22 protein-coding genes are annotated in these 22,826 nt (G+C 49.5%); all 22 read right to left on the bottom strand.

Going from position 1 to position 22,826, the window contains the following annotated elements; all coding sequences use genetic code 11:
• Positions 1-71: 71 nt before the first annotated feature.
• On the bottom strand, positions 72-1,319 hold the full coding sequence (ftsA, locus tag O3660_RS09665) for a cell division protein FtsA (protein ID WP_049351717.1): 1,248 nt from the start codon (positions 1,317-1,319) through the stop codon (positions 72-74).
• Positions 1,320-1,393: 74 nt separating this feature from the next.
• A complete protein-coding gene (locus O3660_RS09660) occupies positions 1,394-2,113 on the bottom strand; it encodes a cell division protein FtsQ/DivIB (RefSeq protein ID WP_371464901.1) in 720 nt (239 codons plus the stop codon).
• Positions 2,103-3,017 carry a D-alanine--D-alanine ligase gene (locus tag O3660_RS09655; protein ID WP_371464900.1) on the bottom strand — a complete coding sequence of 305 codons (915 nt, stop codon included), beginning with the start codon at positions 3,015-3,017 and terminating at the stop codon, positions 2,103-2,105. The genes O3660_RS09660 and O3660_RS09655 overlap by 11 nt, the downstream gene beginning before the upstream one ends.
• 149 nt (positions 3,018-3,166) lie before the next feature.
• Positions 3,167-4,576 (bottom strand): UDP-N-acetylmuramate--L-alanine ligase, encoded by a 1,410-nt coding sequence (murC, locus tag O3660_RS09650; RefSeq protein WP_371464899.1) that lies wholly within the window; start codon positions 4,574-4,576, stop codon positions 3,167-3,169.
• Between the two features lie 265 nt (positions 4,577-4,841).
• The gene (locus tag O3660_RS09645; RefSeq protein WP_371464898.1) at positions 4,842-5,669 is read right to left on the bottom strand and encodes a class I SAM-dependent methyltransferase; all 828 of its coding nucleotides are present in this window, start codon (positions 5,667-5,669) and stop codon (positions 4,842-4,844) included.
• 135 nt (positions 5,670-5,804) lie between these two features.
• Positions 5,805-6,872: an undecaprenyldiphospho-muramoylpentapeptide beta-N-acetylglucosaminyltransferase gene (gene murG / locus O3660_RS09640; RefSeq protein ID WP_371464909.1), complete on the bottom strand. Its 1,068-nt coding sequence runs from the start codon at positions 6,870-6,872 to the stop codon at positions 5,805-5,807.
• A 4-nt stretch (positions 6,873-6,876) separates the two neighbouring features.
• A complete protein-coding gene (locus O3660_RS09635) occupies positions 6,877-8,139 on the bottom strand; it encodes an FtsW/RodA/SpoVE family cell cycle protein (RefSeq protein ID WP_371464896.1) in 1,263 nt (420 codons plus the stop codon).
• Between the two features lie 277 nt (positions 8,140-8,416).
• Positions 8,417-9,913: an amidase gene (locus tag O3660_RS09630; RefSeq protein ID WP_371464894.1), complete on the bottom strand. Its 1,497-nt coding sequence runs from the start codon at positions 9,911-9,913 to the stop codon at positions 8,417-8,419.
• Positions 9,914-10,115: 202 nt separating this feature from the next.
• Entirely contained in the window at positions 10,116-10,676 is a 561-nt protein-coding gene (locus tag O3660_RS09625) for a murein L,D-transpeptidase family protein (RefSeq protein ID WP_371464893.1), read from the bottom strand.
• 13 nt (positions 10,677-10,689) lie between these two features.
• On the bottom strand, positions 10,690-12,027 hold the full coding sequence (gene murD, locus O3660_RS09620; RefSeq protein WP_371464892.1) for a UDP-N-acetylmuramoyl-L-alanine--D-glutamate ligase: 1,338 nt from the start codon (positions 12,025-12,027) through the stop codon (positions 10,690-10,692).
• 45 nt (positions 12,028-12,072) lie between these two features.
• On the bottom strand, positions 12,073-13,536 hold the full coding sequence (locus O3660_RS09615; RefSeq protein ID WP_371464891.1) for an SEL1-like repeat protein: 1,464 nt from the start codon (positions 13,534-13,536) through the stop codon (positions 12,073-12,075).
• 61 nt (positions 13,537-13,597) lie between these two features.
• Entirely contained in the window at positions 13,598-14,122 is a 525-nt protein-coding gene (locus O3660_RS09610) for a hypothetical protein (RefSeq protein ID WP_049350848.1), read from the bottom strand.
• Positions 14,123-14,146: 24 nt separating this feature from the next.
• A complete protein-coding gene (locus O3660_RS09605) occupies positions 14,147-15,157 on the bottom strand; it encodes a hypothetical protein (protein WP_049350849.1) in 1,011 nt (336 codons plus the stop codon).
• 19 nt (positions 15,158-15,176) lie between these two features.
• Positions 15,177-15,788, bottom strand: a complete 612-nt coding sequence (locus O3660_RS09600; RefSeq protein WP_049350850.1) for a hypothetical protein — start codon at positions 15,786-15,788, stop codon at positions 15,177-15,179.
• Positions 15,789-15,919: 131 nt separating this feature from the next.
• Complete coding sequence (locus O3660_RS09595; RefSeq protein WP_049350851.1) at positions 15,920-16,399, bottom strand: group II truncated hemoglobin; 480 nt, start codon at positions 16,397-16,399, stop codon at positions 15,920-15,922.
• Between the two features lie 115 nt (positions 16,400-16,514).
• Complete coding sequence (gene mraY / locus O3660_RS09590) at positions 16,515-17,597, bottom strand: phospho-N-acetylmuramoyl-pentapeptide-transferase (RefSeq protein WP_049350852.1); 1,083 nt, start codon at positions 17,595-17,597, stop codon at positions 16,515-16,517.
• Between the two features lie 101 nt (positions 17,598-17,698).
• Complete coding sequence (locus tag O3660_RS09585) at positions 17,699-17,848, bottom strand: hypothetical protein (protein WP_250601366.1); 150 nt, start codon at positions 17,846-17,848, stop codon at positions 17,699-17,701.
• A 15-nt stretch (positions 17,849-17,863) separates the two neighbouring features.
• Positions 17,864-19,228: a UDP-N-acetylmuramoyl-tripeptide--D-alanyl-D-alanine ligase gene (gene murF, locus O3660_RS09580; protein ID WP_371464889.1), complete on the bottom strand. Its 1,365-nt coding sequence runs from the start codon at positions 19,226-19,228 to the stop codon at positions 17,864-17,866.
• Complete coding sequence (locus O3660_RS09575; RefSeq protein WP_049350854.1) at positions 19,225-19,728, bottom strand: hypothetical protein; 504 nt, start codon at positions 19,726-19,728, stop codon at positions 19,225-19,227. The genes murF and O3660_RS09575 overlap by 4 nt, the downstream gene beginning before the upstream one ends.
• A 21-nt stretch (positions 19,729-19,749) precedes the next feature.
• Positions 19,750-20,604: a hypothetical protein gene (locus O3660_RS09570; protein WP_049350855.1), complete on the bottom strand. Its 855-nt coding sequence runs from the start codon at positions 20,602-20,604 to the stop codon at positions 19,750-19,752.
• A 24-nt stretch (positions 20,605-20,628) separates the two neighbouring features.
• Positions 20,629-21,150: a M23 family metallopeptidase gene (locus tag O3660_RS09565; protein WP_049350856.1), complete on the bottom strand. Its 522-nt coding sequence runs from the start codon at positions 21,148-21,150 to the stop codon at positions 20,629-20,631.
• A gap of 180 nt (positions 21,151-21,330) precedes the next feature.
• A complete protein-coding gene (locus O3660_RS09560; RefSeq protein WP_049350857.1) occupies positions 21,331-22,809 on the bottom strand; it encodes a UDP-N-acetylmuramoyl-L-alanyl-D-glutamate--2,6-diaminopimelate ligase in 1,479 nt (492 codons plus the stop codon).
• Between the last annotated feature and the right edge of the window lie 17 nt (positions 22,810-22,826).

Here is a 22,826-nt window from a genome sequence, read left to right as displayed (position 1 = left end):
TTAAAACCGTTTAATTCCACTTAAATATTCAGGACAAACGGTTGCTACACAGTCCGCCCTGAAAACTTTTATCAGAAATTGTCTTTAACGAATTTCATTATTCTTGCCCACAGACTGATTTTTTCAGCCTGATCATGAACCACAATGGCACCTGTCACCGGCGCACCGTCTTCCTCCCCTCTTGCCGCCTGCAAAAGACCGATGGCGGTTGAATAGCGTGGATTGCGGATACGCTCAGATACGCCGCCCATTTCTTGTGGAACACCGATACGCGCCGGCAGGTTGAATACTTCTTCCGCCAACTCAACAATACCGGTCAACATAGAAGCACCACCGGTCAAAACAATACCGGAAGTTAACACTTCTTCAGGGAAACCAGAGCGGCGTAATTCGTTCAGCGTCAATTCCAAAATTTCTTCTACGCGCGGACCGATGATTTCAGCCAATACACGGCGTGAAATTTGACGCGATTGACGGTCGCCAACGCTAGGGACTTCAATCATTTCATCCAAGCCGTCCATAGTCGGAATCGCAGCGCCGTAATGGATTTTGATGTACTCAGCTGCACTGTGCGGCGTACGCAAGGCCTGTGCCAAGTCTTTGGTAATCAAATCGCCGGCAACGGGAATAACCGCGGTATGGCGGATGGCGCCATTGGTATAAACCGCGATGTCGGTTGTACCGCCACCAATGTCGATGACGCACACACCCAAATCTTTTTCGTCTTCAGTCAAAACGGCGTGACCGCTTGCCAAAGGCTGAAGCATGATTTGATCCATTTGCAGGCCGCAACGTTGGATACATTTTTGGATATTTTGCAACGCAGTGTTCGCACCGGTAATGATGTGTACACGGGTATCCAAACGCACGCCGCTCATGCCGATAGGCTCTTTCACACCGGGTTGGTTGTCGATGATGTACTCTTGAACCACGGTATGCAAAATGTTGTGATCAGGCGGAATATTGATGGCTTTGGCCGTTTCGATGGCACGATCAATGTCGGTTTGCGATACTTCACCATCTTTAATTTTGACCACGCCTTGTGAATTCAGGCTGCGGATATGGTTACCGGCAATACCGGTGACGACGTGGGAAATTTTGGTATCTGCCATCAGCTCGGCATCTTCTACCGCCTGACGAATGGCTTGCGCAGTGGCGTCAATGTTGGTCACCATACCTGCACGCAGACCGCGTGAAGGGCTTTGACCCAAGCCAACAATGTGGATTTCGTTATCTTCCCGAATCTCGCCGATTAAGGCGATGACCTTGGACGTACCAATGTCTAAGGCACTGATATATTTATTTTGTTGTTGTTCCATAATTGCTCGTTCGCTATGTTGTCTGACTGACGGTTTGATTATTTTTGAAACAAGATTGCTTCACGTCTAATCGGCTATTCACTGTCGGAAGGGTTTTCAGACGGCCGGTAACGGACTGAAAAACCATCCTTATAACGCATATCGATATACTCGATACGGCTTTGTTTTTCACGCAGCAACGATGGCCAAATCTGGGCAAACTGCTGCAAACGTTTGATTTCGTTTTCACGCCCCAATCGCACGGTAATGCCGTTGTTCAATACAAGCAGCCATGCCGAACGCGGCGTGTAGATCAATTCTTTGATGGTCAGTTTCAACGGGCTCAAAATTCCGGAAAAGTCCGCATAATGTTTGACCATGTCTTTGCCTGTCCCCTGCTGCCCTTCAAATATAGGCAGGCCCTGTTTCAGGCTTGCGGCAAACACATTGCCCTTACTGTCCACCAAGCCGCCAGCGCGCCAGTGTGCAACCGGCACACGCTCAGTCAGGATAATTTCCACGGTTTCCGGAAAACGACGGCGTACCATTGCCGAGTCAATCCAAGGCAACTCCTGAAAAGCGGCCTGCGCTGAATCAATATCGGCGCGGAACATATTACCCCTGATATGCTCTCGTGCAACAGTTTGCAATTCTTTGCTGGAAGCATATTTCAGCTTGCCCTGAATGGCAATCTGTTTCACAGGGAAATATTTGGAATTATAAAGCCAAGCTATGCCCGAACCTATCAGTAGAAAGGTCATCAGCACCAATAGCCGGCGGGTCAGTCGACCCAGTGCGCCTGCATCATCCCACATGAGCGGTCTTCAAAATCTCAATACATAAATCAGCAAAATCCACGCCGGTATGGCCCGCAGATTTTGGCACCAAACTGTGGCTGGTCATGCCGGGCAAGGTATTGATTTCCAAGAGATACAGTTTACCGTCTGTATCTTTCAGAAAGTCCACGCGCGAACAGCCGTCCGCACCAATCGCCTGCGCGCCACGCACAGCGAGTTCGCGCATCAGTTTTTCCTCCGCCTCGCTCAAGTCTTCGGACGGACATTGATAAACAGTGTCGTCGCGGTTGTATTTGGCTTCGTAGTCGTAGAACTCGGTAGCCGGGATGATGTGTATGCTGGGCAGGCCTTTGCCGTTCAACACGGGACAGGAATATTCGCCGCCGCCGATGAACCGTTCGGCAATAATTTCGCCTTGAAGGTGTTTCAGCTCTTCGTAAACGCTTTTCAGACGACCTTTTTCTTTCACTTTCACAACGCCGACGCTACTGCCTTCGGCTGCCGGTTTAACAAACATGGGCAAGCCAAGTTGCTGTTCGACAGCATCGAAATCGGAATCTTCATGTAAAACGGCGAACTCAGGAACAGGCAGCCCCAAGGCTTGCCAAATCAGCTTGCAGCGGTATTTGTCCATACCAATGGCGGAAGCGGCAACGCCGCTGCCGGTATAAGGAATGCCCAACAATTCCAACGCGCCTTGAACAGCGCCGTCTTCGCCGTAAGTGCCGTGGAGGATATTGAAAGCAGTTTGGAAACCTTGAGTTTTCAATTCCGCCAAGGGTGTTTCTTTAGGATCGAAGGCGTGTGCGTCTATGCCTTTGCTTTTTAAGGCATTCAAAATGGCGGCACCGCTATCCAGCGAGATTTCGCGTTCACTGGAAAAGCCGCCCATCAATACGGCTACTTTGCCAAAATTCTGCATTGTTTTTGTTCTTTCTTGATTGCTTCTTTGTTTGATACAGGTCGTCTGAAAACGAATCGGGTTTTCAGACGACCTTAATCTTGCTTACCAACCCGATGGAACATCGCTTCATCAGGCGGCTATCGCGGCATCACGATAAAATTTCCGCCTCAGGCTTTTTTCGACAACTCCAGCATCGCGGCAGGAACGCGGTTGATGCTGCCTGCACCCATATTCAACACAACATCGCCGTCTTGCAAAACATTCATCAGCATTTGCGGCAAATCAGCAACGTTTTCGCAGTAAATCGGCTCAAGTTTGCCCAATACGCGGATGGCACGGGCAAGGGCGCGGGAGTCGGCGGCGGCAATCGGCTCTTCGCCTGCGGCATAAACTTCGGTCAACACCAGCGCATCAACGGTATTGAGGACTTTGGTAAAGTCTTCAAACAAATCGCGTGTACGGGTATAACGGTGCGGTTGGAAAGCCAATACCAAGCGTTTTTCAGGGTATGCACCGCGCGCAGCGGAAAGGGTTGCCGCCATTTCGACAGGATGGTGGCCATAATCGTCCACCAGCAAAGCAGTGCCGCCGTTTGGCAATTTGATGTCGCCATATTTTTGGAAGCGGCGGCCGACACCTTCAAAGCCAAGCAAGCCTTTTTGGATCGCTTCAACCGATGCGCCAACTTCCAGCGCAACTCCGATAGCCGCCAACGCATTGAGGACGTTGTGGCGGCCGGGCATATTCAAAACAACTTCAAACGGCTCTTGCTCATGTCCTTTCATTTGGACATGAACGGTAAATTTCATTTGCGCACCGATGTTTTCGATGTCGGTTGCGTAGATATCGGCATTATCGTCCAAGCCGTAAGTCGCGTAAGGCTTGCTCACTTTGGGCAAAATCGCGCGGACGTGTTCGCTGTCAATACACAAGAAGGCCTTACCGTAAAACGGCATACGGTGGATGAAATCAACAAACGCCTGATGCAGCTTCTCAACACTGTGGCCGTAAGTGTCCATATGGTCTTCGTCGATATTGGTCACAACGGACATAATCGGAGTCAGGTACAGGAAAGAGGCATCGGATTCGTCGGCTTCGGCGACGATGTATTCGCCTTTGCCCAAACGGGCATTGGTACCTGCGGCATTGAGTTTGCCGCCGATCACGAAAGTGGGGTCGAGACCTGCCGCACCGAGGATGGAGGCGGTCAGACTGGTGGTCGTGGTTTTGCCGTGCGTACCGGCAATGGCGATGCCGTCACGGAAGCGCATCAGTTCCGCCAGCATCAGGGCGCGGGGAATGACGGGGATTTGCTGCTCCAGCGCGGCGACGACTTCGGGATTGTCTTTTTTGACGGCGGTAGAGGTAACGACGACATCCGCACCGTTGACGTGTTCGGCGGTATGACCGGGATAAACTTGAATACCCAAGCTGCTCAAATGCTCAGTAACAGCATTACGCGCCTGATCCGAACCGGAAACTTTAAAGCCCAAATTGTGTAAAACTTCGGCAATACCGCTCATGCCGACGCCGCCGATTCCGACAAAATGGATGTTGGTAACTCGATTTTTCATCATAACGTTGCGTTCCGGTTGGTTTTTAGTGCGTAAAGGCGTTATTTTAAAGGGCTATCCGCTTCTGCGCCATAGTTTTCTTGTAAATTAAAGATGTTTTGGCATACAGGATTTCACATTGGTGGCAATATGGGTAAAAATGAAGTTGAGTTCAGCGGCGAATCTTCGCTTTTTTGCCCGTTTTTAAACTTGATTTCAGCTAACAAAACACCAGCAAAAACAAAACATAAGGTCGTCTGAAAACCGTTTTCAGACGACCTCTCACTTATCAACTTGACGGCATCTGTATCCTCATCAAGCGCATATCCAGTTTGCGCCGTCCCCACGCGGTTGCATACAAAAGGCGCAAAAGCCACGGATAACGCGGTTTGCAGACGCTGCTCAAACCGGCTTCTTCAATAATTTCCACACCCGGCATCAGCCGCAGAATGTCGTCCACTCCGCTTATCGCCAAGCGGAACTCGGGCGGTTTGTCCATTTTACCGAGCGCGTCGTGGTGTTTGCTTTGTCCGATGTAGGCTTTGGGGATAGTGTCAAAAGCAAGTTGGGCATTCGGCAGACGGCGAGCAACCTGTTTGAAAAAATCCTGCACTTGCGTTTCTTCGAAATACATCAACACGCCTTCGATCACGAGCAACACGGGTTTGCCGTGCGCTGCGACGGTGTTCATCCACGCTTCGTCGAACATGGACGCGCCCAGATAATGATTGTCCGATTCAGGCAGCAGCATGCGCCGCACTTCAATCACTTCGGGTAAATCCAAATCATACCAAGCGGTAATGCGCGGCTTGCCCAAGCGTTCGTAACGCGCATCCAGCCCCGCGCCGATTTGCACGACGACGGCATCGGGATGTTCGGCGATAAAGTGCCGGGTCATATCGTCCAACAGCTTCGCCCGCCCGCAACAGCCGACCTGCGATGCTTTGACTTTGGCAAACTTGCTGAAGTCGTAGTCAATCTTGTCCAACATCCGCACGGCTTCGTCATCGCGCAAAAGCGGCTGCGCCCTACCCTGCTCTACTGCCTTCGCCCACAGGGGGATCAGCATGGTACTGGACAGGGCGGAAATGGTTTCGGGAGAGATTTTTGCAGACATGGCAGCCTCCAATGAGAGAGATTCCTATTTACATCATACTCCCGCACAATAAGGCTGCCAAGCTACAAAAAGGTCGTCTGAAACCTGTTTTTTTGGTTTTCAGACGACCTCTGTTTCGTTCATCACATTATGTCATCATGCCGTACACGCGATGGCGGCTTCCGCCACATCGTCCGCACTGTGCGGCAACGCCAACGTACGGGCATTTTTCGCCCATTTCAGGCATTTTTCACGGTTTAATCCGCCGAGGATTTCGGCCAGTTTTTCTGCCGTCAGTTGAGTTTGCGGCAGCAGCAAACCAGCTTCGGCCTGCACCATAAAGCGCGCATTAGCTGTTTGATGGTCGTCTACCGCGTGCGGATACGGCACCAGCAATGCACCCAAACCTGCAACCGTCAGCTCGGCAATCGTCAGCGCGCCGGCACGGCAAATCACCAAATCGGCATCACGGTAGGCAGATACCATATCGGTAATAAATTCGACGCACTCGGCCTGCACACCCAACGCATCGTAATCCGCCTGCAGGTTGCCCAATTTATTGCGGCCGGACTGATGATACATTTGCGGACGGGCAGCCTCAGGCAACAATGCCAAAGCCTGCGGAACGGTTTTGTTCAACACATCTGCCCCTAAACTGCCACCCACCACCAAAACTTTCAGACGGCCTTGACGGTTTTCAAAGCGTTCTTCAGGAACAGGCAATGCCGCAATATCGGCACGGACAGGGTTACCCACCAATCCGCCTTCATGTTGAAAGGCTTTAGGGAAAGCGTACAAAACACGTTTTGCCCAACGCGACAGTTGGCGGTTGGACAAACCTGCCACGGCGTTTTGTTCGTGAATCACAATCGGCACGCCCAAGAGCTTCGCCGCCAAGCCGCCGGGGAAGGTAACGAAGCCGCCGAAACCGATAACGCATTCGACGCGGTGTTTGCGGATAATCCGCTGCGCTTCGCGGACGGTTTTATACAAAGTAAACGGCAGCATCAGCTTGCGTTTGATACCGTTACCACGCACGCCTTTAATCGCCAGCGTTTCGAGCAGGATGTCGTATTGCGGCACGATGCGCTCTTCCATCGAGCCTTCGCTGCCCAGCCAAATCACATGATGGCCGCGCGCGCGCAATGAATCCGCCACCGCCAGCGCAGGGAAAATATGGCCGCCGGTACCGCCCGCCATCAGCATGAAAGTTTTACCGCCCATGGTTTTACTCCACCGAATAACCGCGCATTTTTTGGCGGTTTTCATAATCAATGCGCAATAACAAAGTAATGCACACCAGCATGATAAAGACAGCCGAACCGCCGTAAGACATAAACGGCAAAGTCAGGCCTTTAGTGGGCAGGATACCGATATTTACACCGATATTGAAGAAACTTTGAATACCAATCCAAATACCGATACCGTTGGCAATGTACGCGCTGAACATCAAGCCCGAATCCCGCGCCTGCTTGCCGATGGAAAACGCACGCCACACCAGCCAGCCGTAGCAGAACACCAAAACCAGCATCCCAACAAAGCCAAATTCTTCACCGATGACAGCAAAAATAAAATCCGTATGCGCTTCGGGCAGATAGAAACGTTTTTCCAAACTCGCACCCAAGCCCTCGCCAAACCAGCCGCCACGCGCAATCGCCATCAAAGAATGCGTCAGCTGATAGCCTTTACCCAAAGGATCGCTCCAAGGATCCAAAAACGCCGCCACACGCGCCATACGGTAAGGCGCGGCCAAAATCAACAAGCCCATACCGCTCACAACGGTCGCCACCAATACGGCAAAATACTTCCACGGGAAACCTGCCAAAAACAGCATACCCATGGTGATCACGACAATCACGACAAACGAGCCAAAGTCCGGCTGACCCATAATCAAAACCAAACCGACCGCCACCAACATAATCGGCAGAATCAAGGTCTTGAACTTGCGGAAACGTTCCTTTACCCTTACCCGAGCTTCACTTTTAAAAGGGCTGCACACCAAATCGCCAATACCGGTAAACAAAGACGACCAACCCAAAGAATCCAAATCGCGCAACATTTCTTCACGGCGCGTAAACAGGCTGGACAAATACAAGACCGTCGCCAATTTGAAAAATTCGGTCGGTTGCAGGTTGAGCGGCCCGATATGAATCCAGCGCGTCGCGCCGTTAATTTCGCGGCCTACAAACAACACCAGCAACAACAGCAAACCCGAGACAGCAAAATAAAACGGAATAATCCGCCGCCAGAAGCTCATCTTCAGCAAAAAAAGCGGCAAGCATATGGCCACCGTAAACAGGATAAACATTGCCTGCTTGCCGACAAAAGAAAACTGCGTACCGCCCTCCGCCGCCGCGTACGCAATCGAAGCGGAATAAATCATCACCAGGCTGAACACGGTCATCAACACCGTCATCCACAAAAGCGATGTATCGAATTTCTGACCGCTGCGGGAAATCGGGCGGTCGAGAATCTTGGAAAGACTAATCATGAACAAACATCCGTTACGGAACAAACGTTTCAGACGACCTTTTGGATATACGGGTCGTCTGAAAATATCGAAAATCAGAAAAACGTCATTCTAAAGGTTTCTTGGCAAAGCAACAATTCAGATTCTTTAAAGACAGTCGGATTCCGGCGTTCTTTGCGCCCTACCCTACCCATCACAAACACAAAAAAGGTCGTCTGAAAACGCTTTTATGTTTTCAGACGACCTTATATAAATCTTTTCCTCGAGTAAACAGACCGCTTTTTATCCAATGCAAACCCTACACCAACTGCGATATTTCCGCCCACGGCTGTATCTGTTCCAATTGCGCGGCGAGGCTAAGCAGCGTATCTTCGCGTCCGTGTGCGGCGGCGAACTGGGTACCGACGGGCAGCCCGTTATGCCGGTAAAGCGGCACGCTCATGGCGGGATTGCCGCTCATGTTCAGCGGCGATGTATAGCCGACGTATTGCAGCGCGGCGGCGGCTTCTTTTTCTAAAAACGGGTTGTTTTTCAACAGAAAACCCAAGCGCAGCGTGCCAAACAGCAGGCGCATGGCTTTTTGTGCGGAGGGCGGCGGCATCATCTCGCCGATTTTCGGCGTGGTGCGCGGGCAGACGGGCGTCATCAACACGTCGTAGCGCGTGAAAAATGCTTTGGCGGCACGTTCCTGCGCCAGCATCACGTCGCGCGCCCATGCCATTTCGCCCGCGCTGATTTGCCGCCCCTGCACAATCATTGCCCACGTTGTCGGCTCAAGCAGGCGGTGCGGCAGTTTTTGTCCAGTTTCGTATTGATATTGGTAGAACAGTTTTGCCGTTTCGCCCATGACGATGATGCGGGCGGCGCGGTTTAATTGTTCGGGCGGCGCAAAATCGGGCGTAGCTTCTTCCAATTCGTGTCCCGCGTTTTGCATCAGTTTCAAACTATGGGCGAACGCGGCTTCCGTGCCTTCGTCGTTGCCGCCGCCAAACCATGCCTGTTTCCAAAAAGCGATTTTCAGACGACCTGTTTCTAGTTTCAGGCTGTCTGCAAAACCGTTTTCGGGCGGCGGCGGGCAGGCATATAGGGCGCGGGCTTGGGTTTGGGCGGCGATGTCCAGCAAAACCGCGCTGTCGCGCACGCTGCGGGTCAACACATGGTCGCATACCAAACCTTGCCATGCCTCCAATGCGTTCGGCGCGTAACTGCTGCGGCCGCGCGTGGGTTTCAGCCCGAACACGCCGCAGTTATGCGCGGGTAAGCGGATGGAGCCGCCACCGTCGCTGCCGTGCGCTGCGGGTACGACGCCCGAAGCCACTGCCGCCGCAGCGCCTCCGCTGCTGCCGCCCGCGGTGTAATCCAAATGCCACGGATTGCGCGTAATGCCGTAAATTTCGGTTTCGGTAACGGCATATGCGCCCCATTCGGGCGTGGTGGTTTTGCCGAACACGCGCAGCCCCGCATCGAGATAGGCTTGGGTTAAGTCGCTGTTTTTCTTGGCAATGTAATGCTGCATCATGCGCGAACCCGACCATGTCGGCGCGCCTTCCCAATCCGCCAGCAGGTCTTTGAGCAAAAACGGCACGCCCGCCAGCGGCGTATCGGCATTTTCAGACGACCCCTGCCACGCCGCCGCGCGTTCGCGCAAATCGTGCGCCAACAGATTGAGCTTGGGATTGACTTCGTCCAAGCGGCTTAAAGCAGCCTGCAACACTTCATCGGCACACACTTCTTTTTTGCGGATCAGCTCTGCCAAACCGACGGCATCGTAACGGATGTAGTCTTGAAAATTCATGGGTTTTCCTTTCAGATTGATAAACACACGTTTTGTCGGTCAGGCATGGCTGCCCGCCTTTTCGCCGTTTGTCCGCATAGGCAATTTTTAAGAAACAGTAACACCGGATAAGGCAAAGAACAAGTTTGCCGCTGCTGCAAAAAGGTCGTCTGAAACCGCCTTGACGTTTTCAGACGACCTTTGAAGCAATGTCGCACATGGTTTACGGCAGAATCTCAATTTCCGCATTGTGTTTTACGCTGCGGTAGAGTTCGTCGACTTCTTCGTCCGTGACCGCGATACAGCCGTCGGTCCAGTCTTTTTGCAGGTGTTTTTTACCGATAAAACCCCAGCCGTTTTTCATGCCGTGGATTTTAATCAGCCCGCCAGGGCTTTTGCCTTGTGCCGCCGCGTAGGCTTTGTCGGCTTCATTGGGATAGGAAACACCGAGGTTTTTGTGGTAGCCGCTGTTGGGATTGCGCTCATTGATGCGGTATTTTCCTTCAGGCGTTTTGCCATCGCCTTCAAACTGTTTATGCCCGACCGGTTGCTTGCCCAACGAAATAGGATAGGTTTTCAGTAACCTGCCTTGCGAGTATGCCGACATGGTGCGTTTACTTTTATACACAACCAATCTGTCGATAACCGCATCTTCAGGCAATGGCGTTTCACTTGGCATGGCAACAGTAGTCGCGGAACGAATCGGCGCAGCAAACCAGAACACCGAAGCGGCGACAGCCAAAAGTACGACTGCCGCCAAGCCGATTCTCAACCCAACTTTCATCTTTCAGACGGCCTTACAAAGCTTTGAACGCTTCGATAAACACTTCCGAACGGTGTGCATAGCCTTTAAACATATCAAAGCTCGCACAAGCCGGGCTGAGCAACACAATATCACCCGCTTCGGCTTGGGCGTATGCCGTCTGAACCGCTTCTTCCAAAGTGGCGCAGTCGGTCATATTCAAGCCGCAGCCGTCCAAATCGCGGCGGATTTGCGGCGCATCGACGCCGATCAGGAACACGCCTTTTGCCTTGCCGGCAAGCGCGTCACGCAGGGGCGTAAAGTCCTGCCCTTTGCCCATGCCGCCCAAAATCACGAAGAGTGGATTTTGCAAACCGGCAATCGCGGCGGCGGTCGCGCCGACGTTCGTGCCTTTGCTGTCGTCGATGAACACCACGCCGTTTTTCTCGCCGATTTTTTCGACGCGGTGCGGCAAGCCTTGGAAGGTTTTGACGTGTTCGAGCAATGCTTCGCGCGGCAACCCGATGGCCTCACACAAAGCCACGGCAGCCATCACATTGGCGGCGTTGTGCAAGCCTTGCAACGGAATGTCTTGCGTGGCAATCAAATCTTCATTGCCTTGTTTTAGGCGGCCTGTCTCGCGTTCCAACCAAAAATCGGCTTCGTGTTCCAACGAAAACCATTTTACCTCGCGCCCGGCGCGCTTCATGGCGCGGCAGAACACGTCGTCTGAATTTAAAACCTGCACGCCATCGCCACGGAAAATCTTGGCTTTGGTATGCGCGTAGTCGAGCAGGTCGTCGTAGCGGTCGAGATGGTCTTCGGAAATATTCAGCACCGTCGCCGCAGTCGGGCGCAGGCTTTCGGTGTTTTCCAGTTGGAAGCTGGAAAGTTCCAATACCCACACGTCCGCCTTTTTGCCTTCGCGCTGCAATTCCGCCTCCAAAACCGGCGTGCCGATATTGCCCGCGATGACGGTATCCAGCCCGCACTTGATGCAGAGATAGCCGACCAGGCTCGTTACCGTGGTTTTGCCGTTGCTGCCGGTAATCGCAATCACCTTGTCGCCGCGGCGGTTCACAATGTCCGCCAGCAATTCGATATCGCCCAACACACGCCCGCCGTTTTGCTTGAACGCCTCGATATCCGGCTGCCGCTCGCTGATGCCGGGGCTGAGCGCCAGAATATCGAAACCATTATCCAACGCATCTTTCAGACGGCCTGTATAAAACACCAGCCCATCAAACATCTTACCGATTTGCGACACGCGCTCGGCTTTCAGCTCCGCATCATAAGCGGCAACCTCCGCGCCGTTTTTGCGCAGATAGGCAATCATGGAAATACCCGTACCGCCAAGTCCGGCGACGAGGATTTTTTTATTTTGAAAAGTCATTTTGGTTTTATCCTAAGCTTTTTCAGACAGCCTTTGAATAAGGATTCAATATCCTGCCTGATTAAATACACGATAAACATCACAACCTTGTTGTAGTCCGTTATTACAAGCCTTACCAAACCACTCGTTGGCAATCTTATAGTTCTGACGAACACCTTCTCCTTTGGCATACATCACACCCAAATTGTATTGAGCTTCTGCAAACCCTTGTTCTGCCGCCTTGCGATACCACTGCTCTGCCTGTACAAGGTCTTGATGGACTCCTTGCCCATTAGCATACGCCACACCCAAATTATATTGGGCATTAGCCAATCCTTGTTCTGCCGCCTTGCCAAACCACTGCACTGCCTGTGCATAGTCCTGGCGGACTCCTTGCCCATTGGCATACATATTACCCAAATTATATTGGGCTTGAGCATACCCTTGTTCTGCCGCCTTCCGATACCACTGCTCTGCCTGTACAGGGTCTTGACGGACTCCTTGCCCATTGTCGTACATCACACCCAAATTAAATTGGGCATTGGCCAATCCTTGTTCTGTCGCCTTGCGATACCATTTGACCGCTTCAACATAGTCTTTGCGGACACCTTGTCCTTTTTCATACATCACACCCAAATTAAATTGGGCTTGAGCATGCCCTTGTTCTGCCGCCTTGCTAAACCACTGCACTGCCTGTGCATCGTCTTGACGGACTCCTTGCCCGTTGGCATACATCACACCCAAATTAAATTGGGCTTGAGCATACCCTTGTTCTGCCGCCTTGCCAAACCACTGCACTGCCTGTGTATAGTCCTGACGAACTCCTCGCCCATTGTCGTACATCACACCCAAATTATATTGGGCTTGAGCATACCCTTGTTCTGCCGCCTTCCGATACCACTGCTCTGCCTGTACAGGGTCTTGACGAACTCCTTGCCCTTTGGCATACGCCACACCCAAATTATTTTGAGCTACAGGATCCCCTTGTTCTGCTGCCTTGAGATACCATCGCGCTGCCTCTGCATAATCTTGACGAACTCCTTGTCCTTCGTAATACATCTTACCTAAACTAAATTGGGCTTCTGCAATCCCTTGTTCTGCCGCCTTGCCAAACCACTGCACTGCCTGTGTATAGTCCTGACGAACTCCTTGCCCATTGTCGTACATTACACCCAAATTATATTGGGCTTGGGCATACCCTTGTTCTGCCGCCTTCCGATACCACTGCTCTGCCTGTACAGGGTCTTGACGGACTCCTTGCCCTTTGGCATACATCGTACCCAAATTATTTTGAGCTGCAGGATACCCTTGTTCTGCTGCCTTGAGATACCATCGTGCCGCCTCTGCATAATCTTGATGAACTCCTTGCCCTTCGTAATACATCTTACCCAAACTAAATTGGGCTTTAGCATTTCCTTGCTCCGCAACTTGAAGCGTTTCCTTAAAATCCGGCACATTATCAGCCCAAACAGCCTGTGCTAAGCCTAAAGACAGCAGGGCTACCATCATTTTTTTTAATAATTTATTCATTCTAAAATCCATTTCTTTCAAATTATTATTTCTGTTTTATCCTAGTTTTTCAGACGACGTTTTATTTCTTTCTCGGTTTTGCCTGACGATAGCCGTTACCGACATTTTTACCTGTATTGATACAAATGCGCCCTTCACATATGTAGGCATCCGACTCAGCAAATGCTTTGGCAGTTTCAATGGCATGTTCATAACTCTCCAATTCCGCACGCCTATCAGCCAAATCAACAACCGTATATCGCACCACCACAAACAATATAATGACAGCAATAACTAATACTACGCCTATGCCGATATACCAGCTTTTGATAATTTTATTGAGTTTTCCCACTTCACGATTTAATTCATCAACTGCCTTCTTATACCCTTCACTTGCTAAGCCCAACGACTGCTCAGTTTCTTGTCGGATAGTCTTCCCTGCATTGTCAACTATATTACCAACCTGTCGTCTGAACCGGTCAGATTCCTCCGACAAAGCACACTGTTGCTCATTAATTCGGCCATCAATTTTCTTCCCCTGTTCGATAATGTCCGCCCGCAACATTACCAACACCTTTATAGCCTCATCAAATTTCTTATCGTCCATTTAAACCTTCCCCGATATACGGATTTAAAGCGTTCTGATCATTGCACGGCTTGAATGTACCAACTCCTGTTGCCGCTCCAATTCCTGCTGTTCTTTATCTTCAGCCAACAGATTTTCTCCCTGCCTCAGCATACGCTGACCTTCTTCCGACTGCGCCAGACTTTTACCCAACGCATCCAACTGACTACTGTCCACAGACAAAACTGCAGCGTATAAATCACTGCCGTTCAAATTGTTCCAGTCAGTATTATTGTAGTCGAAAGAATGTTTTTGATGATCAGACCGTTTCTGCCTTTTCTGCTCATCATGAGGATACAGCACCTCGCCTTTCTCTAGTCGGTCTATGATACTCTCTCTGATTCCATATGCCCCAAGCCCTACTTTTATAGCATTACCCAAACTCCAATTTGTAGATTTGCTCTGTTCGATACGGTAATCTTTTTCCGTCAAAGTACGTGTGTTTACATTGCCGGTAAAAGTAATTTCTACAGTCCTGCCGATACCTGCAGGATCAATTTCTCGTTGAAGTTTAGAATTGACTATTTCTGAAGTCCATCCACCTTTAAAATCAAAATTTTCATTTTTGTACGGCCGAATGGCAAAATCCTTAATATATCTACTGCCATCGGGCTCAACCACAAACCGTGCTTTATCGCCCAACATAAAAGCACTGGTATTCCAGATATATGCTCTCTCGATCAAATCATCTTTGCCATCATCGTACATAGCAAGTGTCAGAGATACCCATCCTCTGTCCAAACCAAAATGCTTCATAACTTCAGCCTTGCTGTATTCTCCGGGTTTTAATCTGTAAGCAGATATCTGATAGTTTTCATTAAAAAATTTATTTACATATTCAAAATCCGACGCTCTTGCAAAACGTCCTGGACCATCCATAAAATCTTGTGCTGACACGGGATATGGCAATGTAGGCTGACGAGAAACTAAATTTTGATGATCTTTATTCTTAGGCGGAATAGTCTGTCCGTATAAATAAAGGCTTGTCATTTCTTCCATTGTTGGTAATTTAGCCATTTTTAATCCTTTCTAACTTTTAAAAATATAGATAACTGGGAATTTCAAAAACTTCCCCGCAACGGCTCACTCCATAATAGCTTCTTGTTTTTTCAATTTCTTGATAAACACGCTTTTGTTCTTCATCCATTTTAAAATTTGGCCTTATTTGCCAATAATCCAACTTTACATATCCATAAAATTTCCCAATAAGTTTATAGACATACTTAACTGACCCATTACCATCATCAATATCACCTGTGTATACATGACAGCAATCATCATTAAATGATTTGAAATTAGCAATATCAAAAATCTCAGGATTTTTAGAAAAATCTTGAGGTTTTTTATATCTTTCCAAAGAAATATCTGAATTCTTATTTATCAACAAAATTATTGCATCATTGATCATTTTTTCTTTTGAATATTCGGAAAAATACTTTCTATCCCGAATACAATATCCTTTATTCGTGATATGCGTCATACCTATATATAAAATTAACGGAGTAATAATGGTTAAAATAGCTATGCCACACTGCATTTTTATAGAAAGAGTGCGGATATATTTATAAATTCTCCATACGATGTACACAATAATAGGAAAAAAGACTATTCCAACTAACCACATCAGCATTATTCCTACAACATCCATATTACCTCCTGTTTTAGCCGTAGGCTGGATTCAGAATCCGACCTTTTCATGATTTGAGTTTAAAGTCCCCTTTTATCATGATGATTAATCTATTTTTTACATTTGCTATCATAATCACTTTTCAGACGACCTCAACCTTCAAAATAACTGTCCACGCCATATTGCTTTAAAACGTTTTTCAATTCGGGAATGCGGATTACGGGGTCAACCGCCATCGGCGGCATAGGCGGTTCGATTCCGTCTTCGTTTTGGTTACGGCACCAATCTGCCATGGCAAAAACTTGGATTAAAACAGGTTCGGCAAGTGCTTTGTCGATGCCCAGTTCGCTCATGGCTTGGGCAAAGCAGGCGATCCATTCATTGCGGACTTGTACGTTGACGGCAAAAGGCATATGGCGGGCGCGCAGTTGGGGATGGCCGTATTTTTCGACAAAGAGTTGCGGGCCGCCGAGCCAGCCGCTGAAAAATTCGTAGAGCTTTTCGCGTATCAGGGTCATGTCTTCGCCGTGCATTTGGCGCAAGGCTTGGTATTGCGGCTCTAGTTCCATCAAGTCGTAGAAACGGTCGGTCAGGGTGCGGATGCCGGTTGCGCCGCCAAAAGATTGGTACATGCTTGGGGACTTTCTGTGTGGATTATTGCGAGATTTATTTTGAGACGTAGGATTCAGGCAAGCATGCTTACCTTACATAATGGCCGTCTGAAATTTTCAGACGGCCTTTGGAGATTTAGCGGATTTTGAGGGTACTTAAACCAATCAGCACCAAGACGATGGTGATAATCCAGAAACGGACGACGACTTGGGTTTCTTTCCAGCCTTTTTGTTCGTAATGATGATGAATCGGCGCCATCAGGAAGATGCGTTTTTTGGTGCGTTTGTACCAACCGACTTGCAACATAACGGAAATGGCTTCAACAACAAACAAACCGCCCATGATGACGAGGACAAATTCTTGACGGATGATGACGGCAACGGTACCAAGCGCCGCACCAAGCGCGAGCGCGCCGACGTCGCCCATAAAGACTTGTGCCGGATAGGCGTTAAACCACAAAAAGCCGAGACACGCACCACACATGGCGGTACAGAAAACTACCACTTCGTTTGCGCCGGCAACGTAAGGCAATTGCAGGTATTGGGCAAATTGGGAGTGACCGCTGGCATAAGCAAAGATGGCAAGACCGGCGGCAACAAGTACAACGGGGAATGCGGCCAAGCCGTCCAAACCGTCGGTCAGGTTAACGGCATTGGATGTGCCGACGATGGTCAGGTAGGACAATACCAAGAAACCGACTACGCCAAGCGGCAAGGCAACTTGTTTGAAGAAGGGAACAATCAGGATATTGTTGGCGGAATTTGTCGCAAGGTAGAACAACGCCAAACCGGCAATGATGGCAATGCTGGACTGCCACACCATTTTAAATTTGGCAGACACGCCGTTAGGGTCTTTATAAACCACTTTACGCCAGTCGTCGTAAAAACCGAGTGCGCCGGTAGCAAGCAAGACTCCTAAGAGAATCCAGATATAAGGATTTGCCCAGTTGCCCCACAAGATTGTGGACACGGTAATGGCGGTCAAAATCAGCGAACCGCCCATGGTTGGCGTACCGTTTTTGATCAGGTGGGTTTGAGGTCCGTCGGTGCGCACTGCCTGGCCGACTTTAAGCGCAGTTAGCTTGCGGATGGTCCACGGACCCAACAATAATGAAAATACCAGCGCAGTCAGCGCGGCCATCACGGCACGGAATGTGGTGTATTGAAAAATATTCAGACCGGTTAACCAGTTACTGAAATGTGCGAGCCATAAAAACATGGGGCTTCCTTTTTTGTTTTTGTTGTTACAGCGGGCTTATTGCCCAATTAAAAATAAATCGGTATGCCGTCTGAAATTTCAGACGGCCTTGTTGAGTAAGATTATTTTTCTACCACGCAAATCGGATAGTTTCCAGGATTCTTTCCGCCTCCTAAGTCCAAGCAAGTATCTTCATAGATAAATGCCTGTACTTTCATTCCGGCATAAAACGCGACAATCAGCAAACCAGCCAATAGAAAAATCTTTTTCATATTTCAGACGGCCTTTTACACAGTTGTTGCTGCCAACGCCTCGACCACTTCTTCCATCTTCATAAAGCGCGAGCCTTTGACCAATACAGTAGCGCGTTCAGGTAAATCGTGGCTCAACACTTGGATCAGCGGATCTTTGTCAGCAAACCACAAACCTTCCGCGCCAAATGTTTCTGCCGCTTCAACGCTGTTATCGCCGACAAAATACGCGGCCTCGATGCCTTTATCCCGTGCATACGCGCCAACTTCGGCGTGCATGGCAGCGGCTTCATCCTCACCCAATTCGCCCATATCGCCCATCACAAAAATACGCGGCGCAGGCATAGCGGCAAGCACATCAATGGCAGCTTTCATGCTGTCGGGGTTGGCATTATAAGTATCGTCAATCAAAGTTGCATCTTTAATGCCTTGCTTGATATTCAGACGGCCTTTGATATTGCTGAAATTTTTCAGGCCGTCTGAAACTTCGACAAGGCTCAAACCTGCCGCCAAAGCCAGAGCCGCCGCCGCTACGGCATTATGCACATTGTGACGGCCGGGGACTGGCAATACCACGGCAACACGTTCATTACCACGCACCAAATCAAATTCGCAGGACAACGGTTTCAACTCAATATTTTCTGCATGGATATCGCCACTGGCAACGCCGAAAGTCTGAGCGTTCAATTGCGCAGTAGCAGCTTCAAATGTAGCGATATTGGCATCTTCGCACGGAATCAACGCAATGCCGTCTGAAAGCAAACCTTCATAGATTTCACTTTTCGCTTTGGCAATATCGGCGACACCATCAAAACCGCAACCGACATGCGCACGCAAGGCATTATTGACCAGAGCAACATTCGGACCGGCGATTCGGGTCAGCAAAGACAATTCGCCAAAATGGTTCATACCCATTTCAATGACGGCATAGCGGTGTTTTTCGTTCAACTTCAACAAAGTCAGCGGCAAGCCGATATGGTTGTTGAAATTGCCGGCAGTCGCCAACACAGCTTCATCACCGAATCGATGACGCAATACGCCGGCCAACATCTCTTTAACCGTTGTTTTGCCGGAAGAGCCGGTAATGCCGAAGACAAACGGATTCACATTTTCACGCCAGGCCTTCGCCAGTTTTTGCAAAGCAGCAAGCGTATCCTCAACCTTCAATGCGCCTTTCAAAGCCGCACAATCTTCGCGCGAAACCACAACTGCCGTTGTCCCCGCTGCCAACACATCTTCAACAAAGTCATGCGCGTCAAAGCGCTCACCGGCAAGCGCGAAAAATACGTCGCCGTCCTGAATATCGCGGCTGTCCGTAACAATACGCGAAACGGGTTGATTTTCAGACGGCATTGGAAGGCCAAGAGTTTGGCAGATGAAATTTAGGTCTAGTGGTTTCATGATTGTGTTTCTTGTCCTTGTTCTAACGGCTCCACATTTTTATCCGTATTTTGGGAAACCATTTTTAAATGACGATAATTGCGTCCTGCCAGCACAATAAAAAGAATAGCGGCAAAATTTACACCGACAGTAAGCTTATTTATTATGAGGCTGAACGATAGTTTCAATACACTATCTATATAAAATACAAAAGAAAATACATCGCTTGCAAAAGCAATCTGCAATATGCATGGCATGTACACATATGTCATTCTCTTAAAACCTACTGCACGGTATTTAAACGCATTCCATGCTGCAGACAGCGCCAATAAACCTAAAGCGAAAATTAAAACTCCAAACAGCACGGACCATGCCATGTTGTTGATCAGTCCCTGCACACTCTGAATTACTGCCAGAACTACCCAAACCACGCCCTGCACAAAAGTCAGCCATACCATAAATTTGCCGCTTTTGGGTAATTTTTTATATTCAGGAAATGTCTTGGAAAACCAACTTTTCATACTATAAATCACTTTCTCTTATCAGCTGCCGATTTTCCCATACTGCTGGTAATCGGAAAAACACAATACAATGGTTTTACCGTTTTGGCGGTAGGGGGAGCAAAGGCTGTAATTGCCGTCTTTTACTTCATAACGTATTTCATTTGTTTGTCCGGCAAATACCCTCTGCAAGTATTCACGCTCGCTCAAATGCGGAGCATAAAGATATTGCGTTTTGCTGATCGTTTCTTTATTGCCATTCCGAGTAACGACAAAACCATTATCATCGCCTACTCCCTGAGCATTGGGCGCCTGCTCATCAATCCCACTTAAATGGGAATCGGCTGAGAAAGCCAAATAAACCTGTTTATTACCTATCGTATCCGGCACAATCACCGTAGCGGCTTTAAAGGCAGAATCTTCCTTCGACATCAGCTCAAGGATTAACGCCGCTTTTTTGATGTACGCCAAGTCAAAACGATAATCTGCCAAGGCATTGATTTGCGATGGATTATCCTTGACGATGCGCTCTAGCGATTGAGTCAAAATCTGACGTTTTTTCTGAACAGTCAGATAATTTCCGCCAAATAACAAGGCAGCTAAAACGGGAAATACTACCAACAACAAATATAAGGTTTTCCGGCCACCTTTGCTTTCTTCCTCTTGTCCTCGCTCGGCGATACGGGTCAAATTCAGCATGATGTTCAGTATCAAGGCACCCGCCATCACGGCAAAAATCCCCAAAATACTCATCAGGAAAATTTCCGTAATGTATTCGCGGAACACCTTAAGCCCGAAAACATTGGATAAAATCAGAACAAATACCCAGTACACCAGCAGCACGACTGCCACCATACCGACGATATTCGTTACCTTAACCAATTTCTTTGCGTTCATACTCTCAAATCTTGTTCAGACGGCCTATCTGCTCTGATTAATCAGCGGATACGGATTCACCGCGCCGCTCGGCAGATACACGCCGTAATGCAGGTGGGCCGGTGTGGTTCTAGCGTTGCCGGTTTTACCGACATAGCCGATGACCTGCCCTTCTTTTACTCGCTCATATAGGCGGATACGGGCAAATTTATTCAGATGGGCATAGTAATGCCACGCCCCCGGCCCTTGAATACCGATAACTTTACCGCCCAATCTGTTGCGTCCGATTTTAGTTACAATACCGGGCGTCGTACTACGTATCGGCGTATTTTTCTTAGCAAAAATATCCACACCTTCATGCCTGCGCCCCTGACTGCGCGCTGCGCCCCAAGTGTCGTCAAAACGCTTGCCTTTAACAGGATTCGGCAGGCTTTGCTCTACCAGAGGCTGTTGCGCCCTCAACTGCTCGATTTCGGCAGTAGGACGCGGAAGTTGTTTGGTTGTACAGCCTGCGAATAAAACTACGGCTGCACTGATTAATAAGGTTTTTATCGGCATTTTCAGCATCAAATCGGTCTCCTTGTTGTTCAGACAGCCTTGTTAAAAAGTCCTCCGAAACAAACAACTGTGATGGGTTTAATGGCTGACGTGCCGTAATGCGTGTGTCGTATTGCTTTTGTTGTATATGCTTAAATCTTTTTCAGACGGCCTTAAGGTTTCAGGCCGTCTGAACATTTGCGATATAGCTTAACCGCGCTCTGCCAATGCTTTTTCTGCGATTTCAAAATCGGAGAAATGGTGCTTCACGCCTTGTACATCCTGATAGTTTTCATGCCCTTTACCGGCAATCAGAATGATGTCGTTCGTGGCGGCGCGTTCGACTGCGTAACGGATAGCAGCGGCGCGGTCGGCTTCGACGTATTCGGGCGCGGGAACGGCAGGCAGGATGTCGTTGATGATGTCTTGCGGATTTTCCAAACGCGGGTTATCGCTGGTAACCACCACTTTATCGGCACCCTGCACGGCTGCTGCACCCATCAATGGGCGTTTACCGCGATCGCGGTTGCCGCCGCAGCCGAATACACACCACAAAGCCGCACCCTGCGGTTTGATTTCTTGCAAAGTGGAGAGTGCTTTTTCCAGTGCATCGGGCGTGTGGGCATAATCGACAACGACCAAAGGTTTGCCGCTGTTCATAATGCAATCCATGCGGCCTGAAGCGGGACGGATTTTTGCCAGTACTTCCAAAACGTTATTGAGTGGATAACCGTTGGCACACAGCAAGGCAACACAGGCGGCGAGGTTTTGCGCGTTGAACCGTCCGAGCAGGCGCGTGCGGCAACGGCCTTCACCCCACGGGGTTTGGAATACGGCTTCCATGCCATCTGAAGAAGCGGTGAAATGAACAATACGGATGTCGGCGTGTTCGCTGAAGCCGTAGCCGTAAACGGCCAAATCAGGGCAGTCTTTTTTCAGACGACCTATGAGTTCTGCGCCGTATTCGTCGTCTACGTTGATGACGGCGTGTTTCAAGCCGTGCCAGTAAAACAGGCGCGACTTGATGGCACCGTAGGCTTCCATCGTGCCGTGGTAGTCGAGGTGGTCGCGTGTGAGATTGGTGAAGATTGCGCTGCGGAATGGCACGCCGTTGACGCGCGATTGGTCAAGGCCGTGGCTGGAAACTTCCATCGCGGCGGCTGTTGCGCCTTGCTGGCGGAAGCGGTAGAGCAGGGTTTGGACATCGACAGGGGCAGGCGTGGTATGCGTGGTCTCTTCCAATGCGCCCCAAAAGCCGTTGCCGACTGTACCGATAATAGTGGTTTTTTCGCCCAATAAATCAGCAGCTTGGGCCAGCCATTGTGTGATAGAGGTTTTGCCGTTGGTGCCGGTTACGCCCCAGACTTTGAGGCCATCTGAAACATTGCCGTAAACCTGTGCCGCCAACATACCGGCGCGATGTTTCAGATCTTTAATGCCTTGATTGGGAACCTTCCATTCAGGATTCCATGTAAATTTGCCGTCATCATCCCAAAAAACAAAGGTTGCACCGTTGGCGATGGCGGCAGGAATATAGCTGCGGCCGTCTGTATATTCGCCCTGACAGGCAACGAAAATGTCACCCTGTTTAATTTGTCGGCTGTCTGAATGCAACAAACGCCCTGCTGCGTTTTCACACAGCAGAGGCGGAAAGTTGGTTTCAGCCAAGGGGGTTAACTTGCTGAACATAAACAATATCTCTTTGA

It is taken from the genome of Neisseria sp. 27098_8_139 (assembly GCF_041433195.1).
GTDB lineage: Bacteria > Pseudomonadota > Gammaproteobacteria > Burkholderiales > Neisseriaceae > Neisseria > Neisseria subflava.
Note: the sequence above shows the minus strand (reverse complement) of the source record. Positions and strands in the feature narration are given on the sequence as shown.